At 68.3% G+C, this 17,782-nt stretch carries 17 protein-coding genes; all 17 read right to left on the minus strand.

Going from position 1 to position 17,782, the window contains the following annotated elements; genetic code table 11:
- Positions 1 to 2: 2 nt before the first annotated feature.
- The 17 genes from GH664_RS15805 to GH664_RS15885 all read right to left on the minus strand — a co-directional run bounded on the left by GH664_RS15805 (position 3) and on the right by GH664_RS15885 (position 17,741).
- Complete coding sequence (locus tag GH664_RS15805) at positions 3 to 434, minus strand: nuclear transport factor 2 family protein (RefSeq protein ID WP_153169030.1); 432 nt, start codon at positions 432 to 434, stop codon at positions 3 to 5.
- Between the two features lie 12 nt (positions 435 to 446).
- Positions 447 to 1,334 carry an SDR family NAD(P)-dependent oxidoreductase gene (locus tag GH664_RS15810; RefSeq protein ID WP_153169031.1) on the minus strand — a complete coding sequence of 296 codons (888 nt, stop codon included), beginning with the start codon at positions 1,332 to 1,334 and terminating at the stop codon, positions 447 to 449.
- Between the two features lie 80 nt (positions 1,335 to 1,414).
- The gene (locus tag GH664_RS15815) at positions 1,415 to 2,983 is read right to left on the minus strand and encodes an amidase (protein ID WP_153169032.1); all 1,569 of its coding nucleotides are present in this window, start codon (positions 2,981 to 2,983) and stop codon (positions 1,415 to 1,417) included.
- A gap of 1 nt (position 2,984) precedes the next feature.
- Positions 2,985 to 3,860 (minus strand): SDR family oxidoreductase, encoded by an 876-nt coding sequence (locus tag GH664_RS15820; protein WP_153169033.1) that lies wholly within the window; start codon positions 3,858 to 3,860, stop codon positions 2,985 to 2,987.
- Between the two features lie 14 nt (positions 3,861 to 3,874).
- Positions 3,875 to 5,038: an acetyl-CoA C-acetyltransferase gene (locus GH664_RS15825; RefSeq protein ID WP_153169034.1), complete on the minus strand. Its 1,164-nt coding sequence runs from the start codon at positions 5,036 to 5,038 to the stop codon at positions 3,875 to 3,877.
- A 2-nt stretch (positions 5,039 to 5,040) separates the two neighbouring features.
- The gene (locus GH664_RS15830) at positions 5,041 to 6,099 is read right to left on the minus strand and encodes an acyl-CoA dehydrogenase family protein (RefSeq protein WP_153169035.1); all 1,059 of its coding nucleotides are present in this window, start codon (positions 6,097 to 6,099) and stop codon (positions 5,041 to 5,043) included.
- 13 nt (positions 6,100 to 6,112) lie between these two features.
- Complete coding sequence (locus GH664_RS15835; protein ID WP_153169036.1) at positions 6,113 to 7,282, minus strand: acyl-CoA dehydrogenase family protein; 1,170 nt, start codon at positions 7,280 to 7,282, stop codon at positions 6,113 to 6,115.
- Positions 7,283 to 7,289: 7 nt separating this feature from the next.
- Positions 7,290 to 8,042, minus strand: a complete 753-nt coding sequence (locus GH664_RS15840) for an enoyl-CoA hydratase family protein (RefSeq protein ID WP_153169037.1) — start codon at positions 8,040 to 8,042, stop codon at positions 7,290 to 7,292.
- Positions 8,043 to 8,105: 63 nt separating this feature from the next.
- Positions 8,106 to 9,248, minus strand: a complete 1,143-nt coding sequence (locus tag GH664_RS15845; RefSeq protein WP_153169038.1) for a nitronate monooxygenase family protein — start codon at positions 9,246 to 9,248, stop codon at positions 8,106 to 8,108.
- Positions 9,245 to 10,156 carry an enoyl-CoA hydratase gene (locus GH664_RS15850; protein WP_153169039.1) on the minus strand — a complete coding sequence of 304 codons (912 nt, stop codon included), beginning with the start codon at positions 10,154 to 10,156 and terminating at the stop codon, positions 9,245 to 9,247. Before GH664_RS15850 ends, GH664_RS15845 begins: the two co-directional genes overlap by 4 nt.
- Positions 10,157 to 10,178: 22 nt before the next feature.
- Complete coding sequence (locus GH664_RS15855; protein WP_153169040.1) at positions 10,179 to 10,979, minus strand: CoA-transferase subunit beta; 801 nt, start codon at positions 10,977 to 10,979, stop codon at positions 10,179 to 10,181.
- A gap of 14 nt (positions 10,980 to 10,993) precedes the next feature.
- Positions 10,994 to 11,869 carry a CoA transferase subunit A gene (locus tag GH664_RS15860; RefSeq protein ID WP_153169041.1) on the minus strand — a complete coding sequence of 292 codons (876 nt, stop codon included), beginning with the start codon at positions 11,867 to 11,869 and terminating at the stop codon, positions 10,994 to 10,996.
- 26 nt (positions 11,870 to 11,895) lie between these two features.
- On the minus strand, positions 11,896 to 12,798 hold the full coding sequence (locus GH664_RS15865) for a VOC family protein (protein ID WP_153169042.1): 903 nt from the start codon (positions 12,796 to 12,798) through the stop codon (positions 11,896 to 11,898).
- 278 nt (positions 12,799 to 13,076) lie between these two features.
- A complete protein-coding gene (locus GH664_RS15870; protein WP_153169043.1) occupies positions 13,077 to 14,036 on the minus strand; it encodes an OB-fold domain-containing protein in 960 nt (319 codons plus the stop codon).
- A gap of 5 nt (positions 14,037 to 14,041) precedes the next feature.
- Entirely contained in the window at positions 14,042 to 15,253 is a 1,212-nt protein-coding gene (locus GH664_RS15875; RefSeq protein WP_153169044.1) for a thiolase family protein, read from the minus strand.
- Positions 15,254 to 15,472: 219 nt separating this feature from the next.
- Complete coding sequence (locus tag GH664_RS15880) at positions 15,473 to 15,676, minus strand: hypothetical protein (protein WP_153169045.1); 204 nt, start codon at positions 15,674 to 15,676, stop codon at positions 15,473 to 15,475.
- A gap of 217 nt (positions 15,677 to 15,893) precedes the next feature.
- Complete coding sequence (locus tag GH664_RS15885; protein ID WP_153169046.1) at positions 15,894 to 17,741, minus strand: long-chain-acyl-CoA synthetase; 1,848 nt, start codon at positions 17,739 to 17,741, stop codon at positions 15,894 to 15,896.
- Positions 17,742 to 17,782: the final 41 nt, after the last annotated feature.

The following is a 17,782-nucleotide window of genomic DNA, read 5'->3' on the forward strand; positions in this document are numbered from 1 at the left end:
GATCAGCCCGCGACCGCCGCCAGTATCCGCGACCGCGTCGCCACGATCTTCCACGCCCCGTCGATGCGGCGATACTCGTCGTCGTACATCACACCGAGCCGGCGGGTGGCGCCGGATTCGGCGTCGAGGTTGAAGTAGGACAGCGCCCAGCGCCCGCGCGCATGGTCATCGCAGAGCAGCTCGATCTCGGGGTTCGCGCCGTGGTGGCTGTCGCGCACGCGCGGGTGGCAGGCGAGCGACTGGTAGAGGGCGACGAAGCTGTCGCGGTCCTCGAAGCGGCCGACGGCCTCGTAGTCGACCAGGATCGGGCCGCTGGCGAAGCAGTCGCGGATGGTCTCGACTTCCTTGAGGTCGCAGGCGTTCAGGTAGCGGTGCTTGAGCTGGCGGATCGCTTCCAGCGCCTCGAGCCGCGCAATGCGTTGTTCAAGCGTCATCGCCCCGCTCCCTCAGCTCACTCGCGCCGGATGGAAGGCGCACGGCGCGCCGAGGATGTTGCGCCAGGTCGGCGGCTCGCGGCCGTCCTCGTCGCGCACGCCATAGCGCTGCGCGAGCTCGGCGACGATCTGGGTGCGCACGGTCAGCGCGGCCCGGTCCGGATCGCGCCACAGCGCATGGATGACGCGGCCGACGAACTGCGGGCTTTCGCTGCGCGCCATGAAGTCGCCGTAGGCGTCGCCGCGCAGCCGGGCGGCGATCTCGGTGCGTTCGGTGCGCTGCACGCCCAGCCAGAGCGAGACCGCCGCCACGCCGGTGCCCTCGAAATCCACCGCCATGTCGGCCGCCATCTTGTCGCAGCCGGCCTTCTGCGCGCCGTAGGCGGGGCCGTGCATGTAGCAGCCGGCGCCGTAGGAGGAGGTGAACGCGACCAGCGCCCTCCCCGCCTGCAGCAGCAGCGGCGCGGCGTACCAGGCGGCGACGTAGTTCGAGCGCAGGCCGACGCCGAACATGTCGGCCTGGGCGAGCGGCTTGGTCCAGAACGGGCCGGGATCGATCAGGCTGTCGTCGATGCACAGCGCGTTGTTCACCAGGATGTCGAGGCGGCCCTGCTCGCGCTCGATGCGCTCGAACAGCGCCTTCACCTGGGCGTCGTCGCCATGGTCGCAATGCACCGCGATGCCCTGCCCGCCCGCGGCGGTGACCGCGGCGGCGGCGTCGTGGATGGTGCCGTGCAGCGGCGTGTCGCCGATGCGCGATGCGCCGTCGGTGGTGCTGCGCCCGGTGACGAAGACCGTCATGCCGGCCGCGCCGAGCGCTTCGGCCACGCCCCGGCCCACGCCGCGGCTGGCGCCGGTGACGACCGCAACGCCTGCCGCAGCGGCTTGGGATGTGCTCATGGGTTCTCCTTCATCGACAGCCGCCGCAGGGTGCAATCACCGCCCGCGCAGGGCGGGTGATGTCGAGTGCAGGACCGGCCTCAGGCCAGCGCCGGCGGGCGGCGATCTGCCCACGGCGCGGCCTTTTCGAGTTGCGCGGCGAGCGCGATCAGGCGCGCCTCGCCGCCATAGGGGGCGGCGAACTGCACGCCGATCGGCAGCCCTTCCGCACTCCAGTGCAGCGGCACCGACATCGCCGGCAGGCCGGTCATGTTGAACATCGAGGTGAAGGCCGAGGCCTGCACCGCATTGCGCGCGAAATCCTCGAAGGGCTGGTCGAGCGACAGCTCGCCGAGCTTCGGCGGCAGTGCGGCAGTGGTCGGCGACAGGATCAGGTCGTAGCGCGCGAACAGCTCGTCGAGAACGCGTGCGCCGCGGTCGAAGACGTTGCGCGCGGCGAGGATCTGCTCCGCAGTGTAGGTCTTGGCCTTCTGCATGCTGCGCCAATCGATGGGCTCGAATTCGTCCTCGCGCCCCTCGCGGCCGATCGCCTTCTCGCGCTCGCGTACGGAGTACAACATGCCGCTGGAGGTGACGACGCCCATGCTGCCCGCCATTTCGAGAAACGGCAGCGCCGACAGGTCGATCGGCTCGACGTGGTGTCCCAGGCCGGCGCACAGCGTGGCGGCCTTGTTCGATGCCTCCAGGCATTCCGGGTGAACGCCGCTGCCGAACAGATTGGTCTGGAACAGCCCGATCCTGAGACCGCGAGGCGCCTTCGCCAAGGCCGCGAGCAGGTCGGCCGTCGGTGGCGCAGTGCGCGTGCCCGCCTCGGGGCCCTGGCTGAGCTGCATCAGCAGCGCGGTGTCGCGCACGCTGCGGCTGATCACGTTGGTCACGGACAGGCCGAGCCAGCTCTCGAGCACGCGCGGCCCCATCGGCATCAGGCCGCGGCTGGGCTTGAGCCCGAACAGGCCGCAGTGCGAAGCCGGGATGCGGATCGACCCGCCGCCATCGCTCGCATGCGCGGCCGGCAGCACGCCCGCGGCAATCGCGGCGGCGGAGCCGCCGGACGAACCGCCGGTGCTGCGCTCGAGATTCCACGGGTTGCGCGTGAGTCCGAACAGGCGCGACTCGGTGGTGCCGGTCTGGCCGAATTCGGGCGAGGTGAGCTTGGCGAAGATGTTGAGTCCGGCCGCCTGGTAGCGCTGCACCAGAGTGGAGTCGTAGTCGGCGACCGCATCCTTGAAGAACGCGCAGCCGTTGGTCGTCACCGTCCCCTTGAGGGCGACGCCCAGATCCTTCAGTGCGAAAGGCACGCCGGCAAGCGGCGCACGTGCCTCGCGTTCGGCCCGCCCGGCACCGTCAAGCTGGCGTGCGAGCTCGCGTGCGCGGTCGAAATGCCGTGCAGCCACCGCATTGATCGCGGAGTACGCCTCGGCGCGTGCGATCGCTGCTTCCAGCACTTCGCCGGGCTTGACGTCTCCGCGCCGGATGCGGCGTGCGATCTCGGTTGCATCCCAGCGCTCGTAATCCGGCAGGGGCAGCGCCGAGCCCGTCCCTGCGGCGGCCGGCGAAGCCATGCCCAGACCGGTGACGGCGGCACCACCGAGCGCGGCGCCCGCCTTCAGGAATTCTCTGCGCCCCTGCGCCACGGCCCGTTCGCTCACCTCAGCTCCCCCACACTTTCTGCGCAGGCACCGCCTGCTTCATGAGTTCGTCGACCATCGCGCCGGCCTCGACCGGCGTCAGGCGCGCGCCCTTGTCTTTCTGCGGGCCGGTACGCCAGCCGTCGCACACCGAGATGCGCCCACCCTGGCTCTCGAACACTTGGCCGGTGACGTGCGAGGACTGTTCGCTGCCCAGCCACACCACCAGCGGGGCGACGTTCTCCGCCGCCCAGGCGTCAAAGCCGGTCTCGGGCGCCTTGACCACGTCGGGCATCGCGCTCTCGGTCATCGAGGTGCGCGCGGCCGGGGCCAGCGCGTTGGCGGTGACGCCGTAGCGCGCCAGCTCGGAAGCCTGCACCAGGGTGAGCGTGGCGATGCCGCCCTTGGCCGCGGAATAGTTCGACTGCCCGACCGAGCCCTGCAGGCCGGCGCCGGAACTGGTGTTGATGATGCGCGCGGCGATCTTGTTGCCGGCCTTGGCCTGGTCGCGCCAGCGCTTGCCGAGGATGTTGGCGAGACAGAAGTGGCCCTTCAGGTGCACCCGCATGACCTGGTCCCAATCGTCTTCCGACAGGCTGATGAACATGCGGTCGCGCAGGATGCCGGCGTTGTTGACCAGCACATGCACCTCGCCGAAGGCCGCCACGGCGGCGTCGACGATCTGCTGCGCAGTGTCGATGCGGGTGATGTCGTCGGCGTTGGCGATCGCCTTGCCGCCCGCCGCGGTGATCTCGGCGACGACGGCGTCGGCTGCTTCCTTGCGGATGTCGTTGACCACCACGTTGCCGCCCTCGGCCGCGAAGGCCAGCGCATAGGCGCGGCCCAGACCGCCGCCGGCGCCGGTGATGATGACGGTGCGTCCTTCACAAATTCCCATGTCGATCCCTTCCCTTACAGCCGTTCGATGATGGTGACGTTGGCCTGGCCGCCGCCTTCGCACATGGTCTGCAGGCCATAGCGTCCGCCGCTGCGCTCCAGCTCGTGCAGCAGCGCGGTCATCAGGCGGGCGCCGGTGGCACCCAGCGGATGGCCGAGCGCGATGGCGCCGCCGTTGGGGTTCATGCGTGCGGGGTCGTAGTCGAGTTCCTTCTGCCAGGCCATGACGACCGAGGCGAAGGCCTCGTTGATCTCGACCACGTCGATGTCGCTCATGCGCATGCCGGCCTTCTTGAGCGCGGCGCGGGTGGCGGGGATCGGCGCGGTGAGGTGCCAGATCGGGTCGTCGCCCATCACCGACAGGTGGTGGATGCGCGCGCGCGGGGTCAGCTTGTAGCGCTTGAGCGCGGCTTCCGACACCACCAGCAGCGCCGCGGACGCATCGCAGGTCTGGCTCGACACCGCGGCGGTGATCGACGGGTACTCGGGGCCGACCGGTTCCAGCTCGGCCATCTTCTCCAGCGTGGACACGCGCGGCGTCTCGTCCTTCGTCACCCCCTCGAGGCCGACGATCTCGCGCTCGAAGCGGCCTTCGGCGATCGCGGCCAGCGCGCGGCGGTGGCTCTCGAGCGCATACACCTCCATGTCGCGGCGGCTGCACTGCCAGTGGTCGGCGATGCGCTGGGCGGAATAGAACTGGTTCACCGGCTGGTCGCCGAAGCGCGCCTTCCAGCCCTTGCTGCCCGAGAACGGGTCGGGAAAGCCGAGCGGCTGGCCGGCGAGCATGGCCGACGAGATCGGGATCTGGGTCATGGTCTGCACGCCGCCGACCGCGACCACGTCCTGGGTGCCGCTCATCACCGCCTGGGCGGCGAAGTGCACCGCCTGCTGCGAGGAGCCGCACTGGCGGTCCACCGTGGTGCCGGGCACGTTCAGCGGCAGGCCGGCGGCCAGCCACGCGGTGCGCGCGATGTCGCCCGCCTGCGAGCCGATGGTGTCGACGCAGCCGAAGATCACGTCGTCGTACTCGTCGGCGGGAATGGCGTTGCGCTCGACCAGCGCCTTCAGGACATGCGCACCGAGGTCGATCGCATGCACGTGGGACAGACCGCCCTTGCGCTTGCCGGTGGGGCTGCGCAGGGCATCGACGATGTAGGCTTGATTGGAGGCTTGCGCCATCTTCATTCCTCGAAAGTGTGGCCGGGGCCGAGGGCCGCGCCCTCGACCAGGATGGCGTCGGCGACGCGCGCCTTGTGGAAACCGCGGTCGCCCCAGGACGCATCGAGCGCCCAGGCGCGCTTCATGAACATCTGCAGATCGACTTCCCAGGTGTAGCCCATCGCGCCATGCACCTGGATGCCGTGGCGTGCGGCCAGCCAGGCGGCCTCGCCGCAGGCGAGCTTGGCGTGCGAGACGCGCGCATCGACACCGGCCTCGCCGTGGGCGAGCGCGTAGGCGGCGCGGTACAGCACCGGCTTGGCGAACTCGATCTTGGTGGCGACGTCGGCCAGATGGTGCTTGACGGCCTGGAAGCTGCCGATCGACTTGCCGAACTGCTTGCGCTGGGCGACATAGTCGACCGACAGGTCGAGCATGCGCTGTGCCAGGCCGAGCAGCTGGCCGGCGGCCGACAGCACGCCGCGGTTGAGCGTCTGCGCCCACAGCGCGCGACCGCTCTCGCCGTCGGCGATCAGGGTGGCGGCGGCCGGCGTCCAGCGCACGCGCGCCAGGCGGCGCGACAGGTCGATGCTGGGGTTGGCCTCGACCTCGACCTGCTCGCGCGGCACGGCATGCACCGCGTCGCCGTCGGCGAGCAGCAGCAGGTTGGCCGGGTTGGCGTCGGCCACCAGCGGGTTGACCGGATGGCCGACCGCGATGCGGATGCTGCCCTCGGCGATGCGGCTGAGCCATTCCTCGCGCGACGCGGTGCCGGCAGGCAGCGCGGTGATGAGGCCGGCGGCGACGTAGGCGGCATCCGCAAGCGAATCCGGGAGGGCGTAGTAGCCGAGCTCCTGGGTCATCAGCGCCCAGGCGACATCGTCCATGCCCAGGCCGCCGCAGTCCTCGGGCACCGACAGCGCGGTCAGGCCCTGCTCGGCGATGTTCTTGCGCAGCTCGGGCGAGCGCCCGGTGTCGGTGTCCCAGATCTCGCGCAGCCGCTCGGGGGCGGCCTCGGTCATCAGGAAGCGGCTCACCGCCTCGCGGAAGGTGAGCTGGTCGTCGGTGAAGGTGAAGTCCATGGCGGCCCCTTCCTTATTTCGGCAGGCCGAGCATGCGCTCGGCGATGATGTTGCGCTGGATCTCGTTGGTGCCGGCGTAGATCGGCCCGGCCTGGGCGAACAGGAAGCCGTCCAGCCAGCGCGCGGCCTCGACCGCCTCCGGGGCGTCGCCGGTGAGCTCGGCGAAGGGGCCGAGGATGCGCATCGCGGTCTCGTGCATCTTCAGGTCGAGCTCGGACCAGTAGATCTTGTTGGTGCTGGCCTCGGCGCCGATGCGGGCGCCCTTCGCCAGGCGGCCGACGGTGTGGTAGGCCGACAGCGCATAGGCCTCGGTGCCGGTCCAGGCTTCGATGACCGCGTCGCGGATGCTCGGGTCGCGGTCGGCAAGCTCGCGGTTCGCCTTGTAGAGCTCGACCAGCTTGCGCGCTGTGTATTGGAAGCGCGCCGGCGAGCGCAGCAGCAGCCCGCGCTCGAAGCCGGCGGTGGCCATCGCCACGTGCCAGCCCTGGCCCTCGTCACCGATGCGGTTCTCCACCGGCACCTTGACGTCGTCGAAGAAGATCTCGGCGAAGGCCTGCTTGCCGTTGAGCGCCTGGATCGGGCGGATGGTCACGCCCGGCGCGTCGAGCGGCACCGCGAGGTAGGACAGGCCGTGGTGGCGGCTCGAGCCCGGATCGCTGCGGAACAGGCCGAACAGCCAGTCGGCGAAGCTCGCCCGCGTCGACCAGGTCTTCTGGCCATTGACCACATAATGCGTGCCGTCGGCCGACAGGATGGCCTTGCTGGTGATCGCCGCCATGTCCGAGCCGGCATTGGGCTCGGACCAGCCCTGCGCCCACATGTCCTCGCTCGAGGCCATGCGCGGCAGGAAGCGCGCCTTCTGTTCCTCGGTGCCGAACTCGATCAGCGTCGGGCCGAGCAGCAACTGGCCGTTCTGGTTCACCCGCATCGGTGCGCCGGCGCCGTAGTACTCCTCCTCGAAGATCAGCCATTCGATGAGGTCGCAGCCGCGGCCGCCCAGGGCTTCGGGCCAGATCACCATCGACAGGCGCGCGTCGAACAGCTTGCTCTCCCATTCGCGGTGCTGCTCGAAGCCCTCGCGGGTGTCATAGCTGGCCAGCGGCTCGCGCGGCAGGTTGGCCGCGAGCCAGGCGCGCACTTCCTCGCGGAAGGCCTTCTGCCGGGGGGTGTAGGCGAGATCCATGGTGTCCTCAGAACTTGGCTTCGCGTTTCTCGACGAAGGCGCGGCGGGTTTCCGCCGAGTCGGGGCTGGTGTAGGCCTGCAGCGTGAAGCCCTGCTCCCAGCGGTACTTGTCTTCCAGGTTGCCGTCCTCGATGCCGTTCAGCGCCTCCTTGGCGATGCGGATCATGGCCGGGCTCTTCTCGGCGATCTTGCGGGCGATCTCGAGCGCGGCGCCGCGCAGCTCGGCCTTGGTCACGACGCGCTCGATGAAACCGTAGCGCTCGGCTTCGCGTGCGCCGATCTTCTCGCCGGTGAAGAACAGGTAGCGCACCTTCTGCACCGGGAACAGGCGCTGCAGGTGGGCGCCGCCACCCATGGCGCCGCGATCGACCTCGGGCAGCGCGAAGGTCGCGCAGTCGGAGGCGACCACGATGTCGGCCGCGCCGGTGATGCCGATGCCGCCGCCGAGCACGAAGCCGTGCACCGCGACGATGACCGGCACCGGGTTGCGGTGCACCGCCTTGAAGGTGGCGTAGTTGCCGCCGTTGACCGCGACGATGCGCTCGGGATGGGCGTCGAGTTCCTTGATGTCCACACCCGCGCAAAAACCGCGGCCCTCGGCGCGGATCACGATCACGCGCACCTCCGGGTCGTGGCCGAGCTCGTCGATGCGGTGCGCGAGCGCGAACCACTCGCTGCTGTCGAGCGCATTGACCGGCGGCTTGTTGATGACGAGTTCGGCAATGCCGCCCTCGATGATGGTCTGGAAGGCCTGGCTCACGTTATCGGGCTCCGTTGGGTCTCTTGTCGGGTCTGGGGTTGCGGTGGGGCGCGGGCTGCGCGCTCAGGCGACGGCCGCGGTCTCTTTGCAGGGTTCGGTGCCACGCGCGTCGTCGAGGCGGGCGTACAGCGCGGCGAGGCAGGCCTCGGCTTCGGCGGCGATGCCGTGGATGACGTCCTCGCAGCTCTCGAGCTTGCCGATCGCCGCCGCCACCTGGCCGCTGGGCAGGATGCCTTCGTCGGGGAAGCCGTCCACCATCGAGCGCTGCAGTAGCACCGGCTGGTTGGCCGACATCACCGTCTGCGACACCGCGCCCGGGTCTTCCTTCAGCGCCTGGCGGAACACGCCGAGCATGTGGCCGAGGCTCATGCCGGTCTGCTGCTTCCAGTGCCACGCGCTCTTGAGCGCGATCAGCAGCCGGCCCATCGGGCTGGCGCCCTCGAGCTTGTTGATGAAGGGGTTCTCGATCATGCGGTGGCGCATGCCATCGACCGCGAGCGTGACGCGCACCTTCTGCGGGTCGTCGACCTTGACGTAGCGCTCGAGCGTGGCCGGCGGCGTCGGCGAGTCGGTGGTCATCAGGAAGCGTGTGCCCATGGCGATGCCGGCCGCACCGGCGGCCAGCGCCGCAGCCAGGCCGCGCCCGGTGGAGTAGCCACCGGCGGCGATCACCGGCACCTTCACCGCCGCCAGCACCTGCGGCAGCAGGATGGTGGTGGGCACGCCGCCGGTGTGGCCACCGCCCTCGCCGCCCTGGATGGTGATCATGTCGGCGCCGAGCTCGACCGCCTTGATCGCGTGCTTCAGTGCGCCCACGGTGGGGATGCACAGCACGCCGGCTTCCTTGAAGCGGGCGATGGTCTTCTTGTCCGGCCCGCGGCCATAGCTCACCGCGCGTAGCTTGTACTGGATCGCCAGGTCGACGCACTGCGCGGCGTTCTCCTGGAACATGTGGAAGTTGAGGCCGAAGTTGCTGCCGCCGGTGGCGGCGATGACCTTCTGGATCTCGCCTTCGAGCTTGCCGGCGTCGATGGTGGCGCCGGCCAGGAAGCCGAAGCCGCCCGCCTTGGTGGTGGCGATCACCAGGTTGGCGTCGGCCACCCAGCCCATCGCGGTCTGGATGATGGGAAAGCGGCAGCCGAGGCGCTCGGTGAGCGGCGTGCGCAGCAGCGCGGAGAAATCAGGATTCATGGCGGAGTGACTCATGCCTTGTGCTCGCCGGCGGCCTGCTTGTTGGCGCTGGCCATGGCTTTCGCATCGTAGCCGCCGAGCTTGTCGCCCGACAGCAGTTCGTTGTGGGTGTGGGCGAAGTGGTGCCAGGCGAACACCGCGTCCATCGCAGTGCGCTTGCCCTGCAGGTCCTCGACGTGGTTGATCGCCTGCTTGGTCAGCGCAAGGCCCATGCGCGGCTGCTTGGCGATGCGCGCGGCGAGCGCGTAGGTCTCGGCCTCGAGCTGCGCGCGCGCCACCACGCGGTTCACCATGCCCATCTGGTAAGCGCGCTCGGCCCCCATGCGATCGCCAGTCATGAGGAATTCCTTGGCGATGCGCGGATTGAGCTCGTAGGGGTGGGCGAAGTACTCCACGCCGGGGATGCCCATGCGCACGACCGGGTCCTGGAAGAAGGCGTCGTCACTGGCGACGATCAGGTCGCACACCCAGGCCAGCATCAGCCCGCCGGCGACGCAGGCGCCCTGCACCATCGCAATCGTCGGCTTGGGCAGCTCGCGCCAGCGCCGGCACATGTTCAGGTAGACCTCCTGCTCACGCACGTAGAGGTACTCGCCGCCGGGCTTGTTGGTGTGGTCCCACCACAGGTGCACGCGGTCGAAGGGCTTGTTGATGTCGCGCCCCGGCGTACCGATGTCGTGGCCGGCGGAAAAGTGCTTGCCATCGCCGCGCAGCACGATGACCTTGACCGCGTCGTCATCCACCGCACGGCGGAAGGCGGCGTCCAGCGCATAGGTCATCTGCGAGTTCTGCGCATTGTTGAACTCGGTACGGCTCATCGTCACCGTGGCGATGCCGTCGGCCACGGCGTACTGCACCGGGCTGTCGGTCTCGTACACCGCGTTGTCGGGGCGGGTGACGAAGTTCTGGTCGGGGGCGCTCATCTCTGCTTCTTCCTTTGCGGCCTCAGGCTGCAGTGCGGATGCCGGGCGGGTTGCCCTTGATCTGCGCGCCACGCAGGTCGTGCGGATCGAGGCGGCGGATGATCTCCAGCTGCGCCGCGGTCGGGTGCGGGGTTTCGCCCAGCTCCGGCGCCTTCAGCAGCGGGAAGCCGGTCTTCTCCTGCACCTCGTCGAAGCTGACGCCCGGGTGCAGCGAGCGCACGCGGATGGCGTGATCCGGACCTTCGAAGTCCAGGACGCAGAGGTCGGTGACGATGCGGCGGATGTCCATGAAATCCTGCTTCATGCCGGGCTCCCAGCGCGCCGGGTTGAAGCCGACGCCGGACACCATGTCCACCTCGCCCTCGACGAACACGCGCTTGCTGTGGTTGGGCACGAAGAAGGAGTTGATGTGGTTGATGCTGTTGCCGGGCAGGCCGCGCACGCCGAGGATGGCAGCCTTGGGCTTCTTGTAATCGCCCACCACCGAGAGGTTGGTCTGGCCGAAGCGGTCGATCTGGGTCGGGCCGATCATGGCGTGGCGGCGGCCGCCCCACACGCACTCGAACACGCGCTCGAAGGACATGTAGCCGGAGTACTTCGGCACATAGTCGCCGCGCGGGCCGAGCGGAATCGGCTCCTCGATCAGGAAGCATTCGCTGTCGGTCATCAGCAGCTCGGGGGCGTAGGTGAGCTTGGCCAGGCTGGCGCCCAGGCGGGGAATGACGCCGATGCCCGAGGCCAGCACTTCGCCGTCGCCGCGCCAGGCTTCCGAAGCCGCGACGATCATCAGCTCGGCCAGGGTGAATTCAGTGTTGTTGCTCATGCCGCTCGCGCTCCTCAAAACACCGGCAGGGGCAGCTTGCCCATGCGCTCGATGCCGCCGTTCTTGACCTGGTAAGCCGCCTCGCCCGGGGTGACGAACTCGTCCATGTAGGCCTGCCAGCCGCCCTCTTCCGCCGCGCTGGCGACGTAGCGCTTGAAGTGGCTCATGTCCCAGCCGTACTCGGGCGCGCAGGTGGTCGGGTGGGCGCCGCAGGGCGCATGCACCACACCCTTCACCAGGTAGCGCTCGAAGGTGTTGAGGCGGGCCTGGTCGGGGGTGAGCGCCAGGCGCTCCTCGACACGCTCGGCCGACACGTAGCAGGCGTCTGCCGCACGTGCGACGAGGTGATCGAAGTACGGGTCACCGCCCTGGATCAGGGTGTTGCCGAGCTGGTCGGCGACGTTGACGTGCACCAGCGCGACGTCGAGCTTGAGCGCCGGCATCGCCAGCAGCACCTCGCCATCGGCATAGGGCGACTGGATGGTCTTCAGCTCGGGGTTCAGCTTGGTAATGTCGGTTGCGAGACCGCAGCGCGTGGGCAGGAAGGGCACCCGCATGCCAGCCGCGCGTAGACCCCACTGCCACATGCCCTCGTCGAGCTCGAGCAACTCCAGCGCGCCGGATTCACGCACCTTGCGGTACCAGGGCTCGAGCGGAATGGCGTCGAGGGTGGCGAAGCCGAAGATCAGCTTCTTCACCTTGCCGGCGGCGCACAGCATGCCCACGTCCGGGCCGCCGTAGGACACCACGGTGAGGTCCTTCACGTTCGAGCGCAGGATCTCGCGCACGATCGCCATCGGCTTGCGCCGCGGGCCCCAGCCACCGAAACCGATGGTCATGCCATCGCGCAGTTGGTCGACGACATCGGCCGTCGTCATCAGTTTGTTCATGGATTCTTTCCTGTTGCCGGCCGCGCTCAGGCGGCCTGTTCCTGCTGACCCACGCCGAAGTCGTGGCCCCAGATGCTGACGCGGGTGAATTCGAAGGCGTTGTGGCGTTCCCAGTCGCACTGCAGGCCGCCGTAGCCGTATTCGAGGTCGAAACCGGACGGCGTCTTCATGTAGAAGGAGATCATCCGGTCGTTGAGGTGCTGGCCCAGGGTGGCCGACAGCGGCACCTTGTGGGCGATGCGGCGGTCGTGCGCGCGGCCGACTTCGGTCATCGAATCCACTTCCACCATCACATGCACGCAGCCGCTCGGCACCGGATACTCGGCGATCGCCAGGCTGTGATGGCGCGCGTTGTTGCAGTGCAGAAAGTGGATGCGAATCGGCGGCGCCGCCGGGTCGGGCCGGAAGTTGAAGATGTCCGACAGGCCGAAACCGAGCACGTCGCGGAAGAAGGCCGCGGTGGCATCGAAGTTGGGCGCCGGCATCACGGTGTGGCCCAGGCCCATGTCGCCGGTGAGGAAGCGCGGCACGCCCTGCGGCGACACGAAGGGCTGGCAGTCCGACAGGTGGCCCCAGCACAGCTCGTGGCGGTTGCCCGAAGGATCGACCACGACCGCGATCGCCTGCATGCCACGCTGGGCGACGGCGACCGGATCAGCCAGTTCATAGCCCACGCCCTTGGCCTCCAGCGTGGCGAGAGCAGCCTTGAAGGCGCCCTCGCCGGCCAGCTCCCAGCCCGAAGCGACATAGCGGCGCTCGGCGCCCGGCACGACCAGAATGCGGAAGGGGCGCTCGTCCATCTTGACGTACAACCCGCCACCCGGTGCCGGCGAAGTCATCATGCCCAGCACGTCCTCGGCATAACGCTTCCATTCATCGACGTCGTCGATCTGGGCGACGAAATAGGCCAAACCACGGATATCGACCATCTGCTGACTCCCTGTGAACTGCTTTCTTGCGATGGGAGCATTGTGCGAAGAGCGCGAGGGATGCTCATCGTCCGTTGAGACTAAGCAGATCGGTTGTGACGGCCGCCCTGTTCGGGCCGCCGGCCGCCCGCTGCACACCCCCCAAAAAAAAGAGGCCGCCAACCCTTCCGGGAGGCGGCCGCAAACAGAGGAGAGTAAACCATGCTACGAAACTGCCGGTACAGCTACAACGCACTACAACGCCAACAACGCACTACGAAACCCCTGACACCGGCAGATCACATGTAGAGGATCACCAGGTCGTTGATGACCGAGGGCCGCTCGCTGCCGACCACATGGGTGACGATCTCGATCGTCATCTGCATGCCCTTGGGCAGCTTCTCGACCGCCTTCACCCGCGAGCGGGCCTGGATGCGCGAACCCGTCGGGACCGGCGCCGGGAAGCGCAGGCGATCGGAGCCGTAGTTGAGCATGTTGTTGAAGCCGACCACTTCGTAGTCGAGCGGGATGCGGAAGCGCGACTGCAGCACCTGCACCAGCGCGCCGTGCGCGATGGTGCCGCCGAAGGGGCTCTGCTTGCGCGCGCGCTCGGGATCGGTGTGGATCCAGTAGTCATCGCCCGACAGCCTGGCGAACTCGTCGATCAGCGCCTGATCGACCACCACCTGGTTGCTCCAGGCCGAGTAGGTCTCGCTGACCAGCGCCTTCATCGCCGCCTCGTCGTCGAAACGCACCTGGCGCTTCGCGGCCTCCGGCTCGGCGCTGGCCTGGGCCTCGGCGGCCGCGGCGAGCGCAGCCGGCGTGCTGTCGATGCGGGACGGGATATCCTTGTGCGCCGCGGTGAAGCGCAGCAGCGCGGTACCGTCGGATTTCACCGTGTCGAACACCGGCTTGACCCGCATGCCGACCTTGATATCGGCCTCGTCGAGGCCGATCAGCGTGGTGTTGATGCGCACGCCCTCGTCGAGCTCGACCACCGCCATCTTCTGCGGCATATCGTCGGCGAAGTCGGGCAGCGTCGGGACGCGGGTCAGGGTGTAGGTGTAGAGCGTGCCGGTGCCCTTGACCTCTTTCCACTCGAGGTCCTGCGACCAGCACTTGTCGCAGTGACGGCGCGGAAAGAAGATCCAGTGGCCGCACGACTTGCAGTGCGGCAGCGTCAGGCGGCCTTCCTTGAGGCCGTTCCAGTACGGCGCCGAGATCTCGGTCGGTGTCGGCAGCGGTTTGTTGGTCGACATGCTCGTCATGCTCCCTGGAGAATCAGTGCGCCCTGCTCGCTCATCACGCCACCGGTGCCCGAGACGAACACGGTGTCGCAGCGCTTGAGCTGGCGCTCGCCGGCGCGGCCGGAAATCTGGTGGAAGGCCTCGATGACCTGCGACATGCCGCCCGCAGTGCCGCTCTGGCCGAAGCTGAGCTGCCCGCCATGGGTGTTCATCGGGAAGTTGCCCTTGTAGGTCAGGTCGTGCTCGCGCACCCAGCGCATGCCCTCGCCCTTGGGCGCGAAGCCGGCGTCTTCCAGCGTCAGCAGCACGGTGATGGTGTAGCAGTCGTAGATCTGCGCGGCCTGGACGTCGCTGCGCTTGATGCCCGCCATCGCGAAGGCGCGCTCTGCGGCAGGGCCGATCGGCGTGTCGGTCATCTCGGTCGCGTAGGTCGGCGACTTGAAATAGAGGTGCTCGCCGAAGCCGGTGATGCAAGCGCCGCGGTTCTTCGCCCGAGCCGCGACTTCCTTTGAGGCGACGATCACCGCCGCGCCGCCGGCCACCGGCATCACGATCTCGAGCACGCGCAGCGGCTCGGCGACCATCTTGCTGGCCAGCACGTCCTCGATGGAGAGCGGTTTGCCGAAGAAGCTGGCTTGCGGATTGGCCAGGGCGTTGGTGCGCTGGTCGACCGCAATCTTCGCCATCGCCACCGGGTCGTAGCCGTACTTGGCGGCGTAACGCTGGGCGATCATCGCGTAGCCGGTGTTCTGGCCCATGTGGCCGTAGGGCAGGTCGAACTCGGCCTCGGGCGCGCCGAAAGCGGTGCTGTGACCGCCGAAGCGCATCGCACGGGCCATCCAGCTCGGATCCTCGTCCGGGCCGAAGGGCGCCATGCGCGCGGGAATCACGCACAGCACGGCCTGGCACAGGCCCATCTCGACCGCCATCGCCGCACGCCACACCGCCGCCACCGACGAGCAGCCGCCCAGGTCGACGACCTCGGCGAAGTTGAGCGACAGGCCGAGGTATTCGGCCGCCATCGCCGGCACGAAGACCTGCGCCTCGTGGAACTGCGGTCCGTGGATCACCAGGCCGTCGATGTCCGAGGCCTTGAGCCCGGCATCGGCCAGTGCCATGCCGGCCAGGTCGGCCACCTGTTCCAGATGGAACATCCGCGGTGCGGTCGCGTACTTCTCCGGCTTGTACTGCGCGGCGCCGACGATTGCTGCATTTCCTTTCAGACCCATGCTCCCTTACCTCGCTGATCGGGGCCTACGCGGCCCTGCATGGGTGAGAAAGATGCCACACGGCAGATCCGCGTCCATCGTTCAAATCGACTAGTCCCCCCCGACATGGACCGCCGCGCGGGTGATCGCGCCTGTACCACCAAGCGCAACAGCCCGATGCGCATCGACGCACCGGGCCGGAAAGGACAAGAGAGATTCGGGGAGAGGCTGAAGGCCGCTTCAGTGAGTCGCCAGCATGGCGAGGAAGCGGTCGGTCGAAACGCGTGGCTGACCGCCTATCGCGAGGCAGGCGCCGCCTGCTTCGCCGCACGCCGGAAGCTGCACGGATTCGTCGAGCGATCGCTCGACGCCACGGTCCAGCAGCGAAGTCAGCGCCGAGACGCAGCCAAGCACCAGACTGCAGACCAGAATCTTGGTGAACATTCCTCTCTCCTTCCTTTCCCGGGTATCGGGTGCGCACGCACACCATCGAGGCAGGAACCCGGTTCAGCGCCGCTTCGCCTGCGACTGCCGCCCAAGTGTCTCCTCCTGCATGGTCGGCAGGTTGTCGCGATCGGAACGTCTGCGCATCGTCCGATCGGACTAGACACAAAAAAGGGGAGCCTGACGGCTCCCCTCCATACGATCCCCAACACGATGATCAGGCGAAAGGCGGCAGTCCCGCGTTCTTCAGCGCGTCGTCCGAATACGGCTGGTAGGTGCCCGCCTTGTCGTCGCGCACGTAGAGCGGATCGTCGAAGGCCTTCGGATCGTAGCCGTGGCGCTGCAGGTCCACCTTGCGCAGCTTGAAGGTGGTCGTCAGGTCTGCGGCACTCGACACACGCACGAACTGGGGCGCGGCGTAGCGCGGAACCCGGGCCTCGGTGAGCGCGTAGAAAGCCTGCGGATCGAACGCATGGCCCGGCTGCATGACGATCGCCGCCATGCCGGCGCGCCCCTCGTGCTCGGGCACCTTCACGCCGTAGATGTTGATCAGCTCCAGCCCAGGGAAGTCGGACAGGGCGTCGGCGACCTCGGCCGTCGACACGTTCTCGCTCTTCCAGCGGAAAGTGTCGCCAATGCGATCGACGAAGTAGAAGTAACCGTTCTCGTCATAGCGCAGCAGATCGCCCGAGCTCCAGTAGGCGTCGCCCTCGACGAAGACATTGCGCAGGATCTTCTTCTCGGTGGCTTCCGCCGATGTGTAGCCTTCGAAGCGACCGGCGCCGATCTCTGGATGGTCGACGATGTAGCCGATGCCCTCGCCCACTTCGCCCGGCTTGCACAGGATGTAGCGGCCGTTCTCGTCGCGCGGGTGCGACTCGGTCTCGACGTCGTAGCGCACCAGGCGGAAGTTGGTCTTGTCCCAGTCCGGCACGCGCCCGCAGGAACCCACATAATTGTCGACGTTGATCAGCGCGGTGTTCGCTTCGGTCGAACCCCAGCCCTCGAAGACCTGGACCGGCCCGAAGCGCTCGATCCAGCGCACCCAGCTCTCGGGCGTCAGGCCCGCGCCAAGCATGCAGCGCAGGCTATGTTCGCGGTCGTCCGGCTGCGGCGGGGCATTCAGCAGATAGCGGCAGATCTCGCCGATGTACTGGAAGACCGTGATGCGATGCCGGCGCACGTCGGTCCAGAACTCGCGCGTACTGAACTTGCGCCGGACGACGATGCTGCCGCCGGCCTTCAGCGCGGTCGAGGTCACCGATGTCGCCGCGGCGCCGTGGTACAGCGGCAGACAGCAGTAGAAGACGTCTTCCGGCGTGACGTCCAGCGTCACCTCCATCACGTCGCCCGACGACATCCAGCGCATGTGGCTGTAGCGCGCGGCCTTGGGCAGTCCGGTGGTGCCCGAGGTGAAGATCAGCAGCATCGACGAGTCGGCGCGCACCGCTGCGCGCCCGTCGCGCGGGAAAACGGCGCGCGACGCCGCCGCGACCTCTTCGCTGATGTCGGCCGCAACGATCTCGCGCAGGCCGGCCGCAACCGGCTTCTCGGCATCGGCGACGAGATACATCGGCTGTGCCGGACGTCCGTCCGTCACGGCAAAGTTCTCGAGACACTCCTCGCCGACAATCGCCGCGCGCGCCTGGGTGGTCTCCAGCGCATGGACCAGCGGGCGGCCGGTCACCTGGGTATTGATCACGGCGGTGACGACGCCCAGCTTGGCCAGACCGAACCAGTAGAAGAAGAACTCGGGGCGGTTCTCCATCGCCAGCGCGCACACGTCGCCGCAACGCAGGCCACGGGCCTGCAGGGCGTGCGCAACCTGGTTGGCCCGCGCGTCGACTTCGGCGTAGCTGTAGCGTCGATCGCCATAGACGACGAAGTCGCGATCGCCGAATCGACGAGCCTGCTCCTCCAGCCGATCGGCGACGGTGTACAGGTCACCCGGCCTGGTCAGGTTGGCCGCGCGCGAGCGCAGGTCGAGCTTGGCCTGGGTGACCTCGCGCGACACGATCTTGCCGCGCGCGGCAACGGGGTCCATAAGGACGGCGGAATCGGACATGCGTCCATCTCCAATGAGTTTTCTAAAGTCTCTCGGAAGGC

Source organism: Thauera sp. 2A1 (assembly GCF_009469595.2).
Taxonomy (GTDB): domain Bacteria; phylum Pseudomonadota; class Gammaproteobacteria; order Burkholderiales; family Rhodocyclaceae; genus Thauera.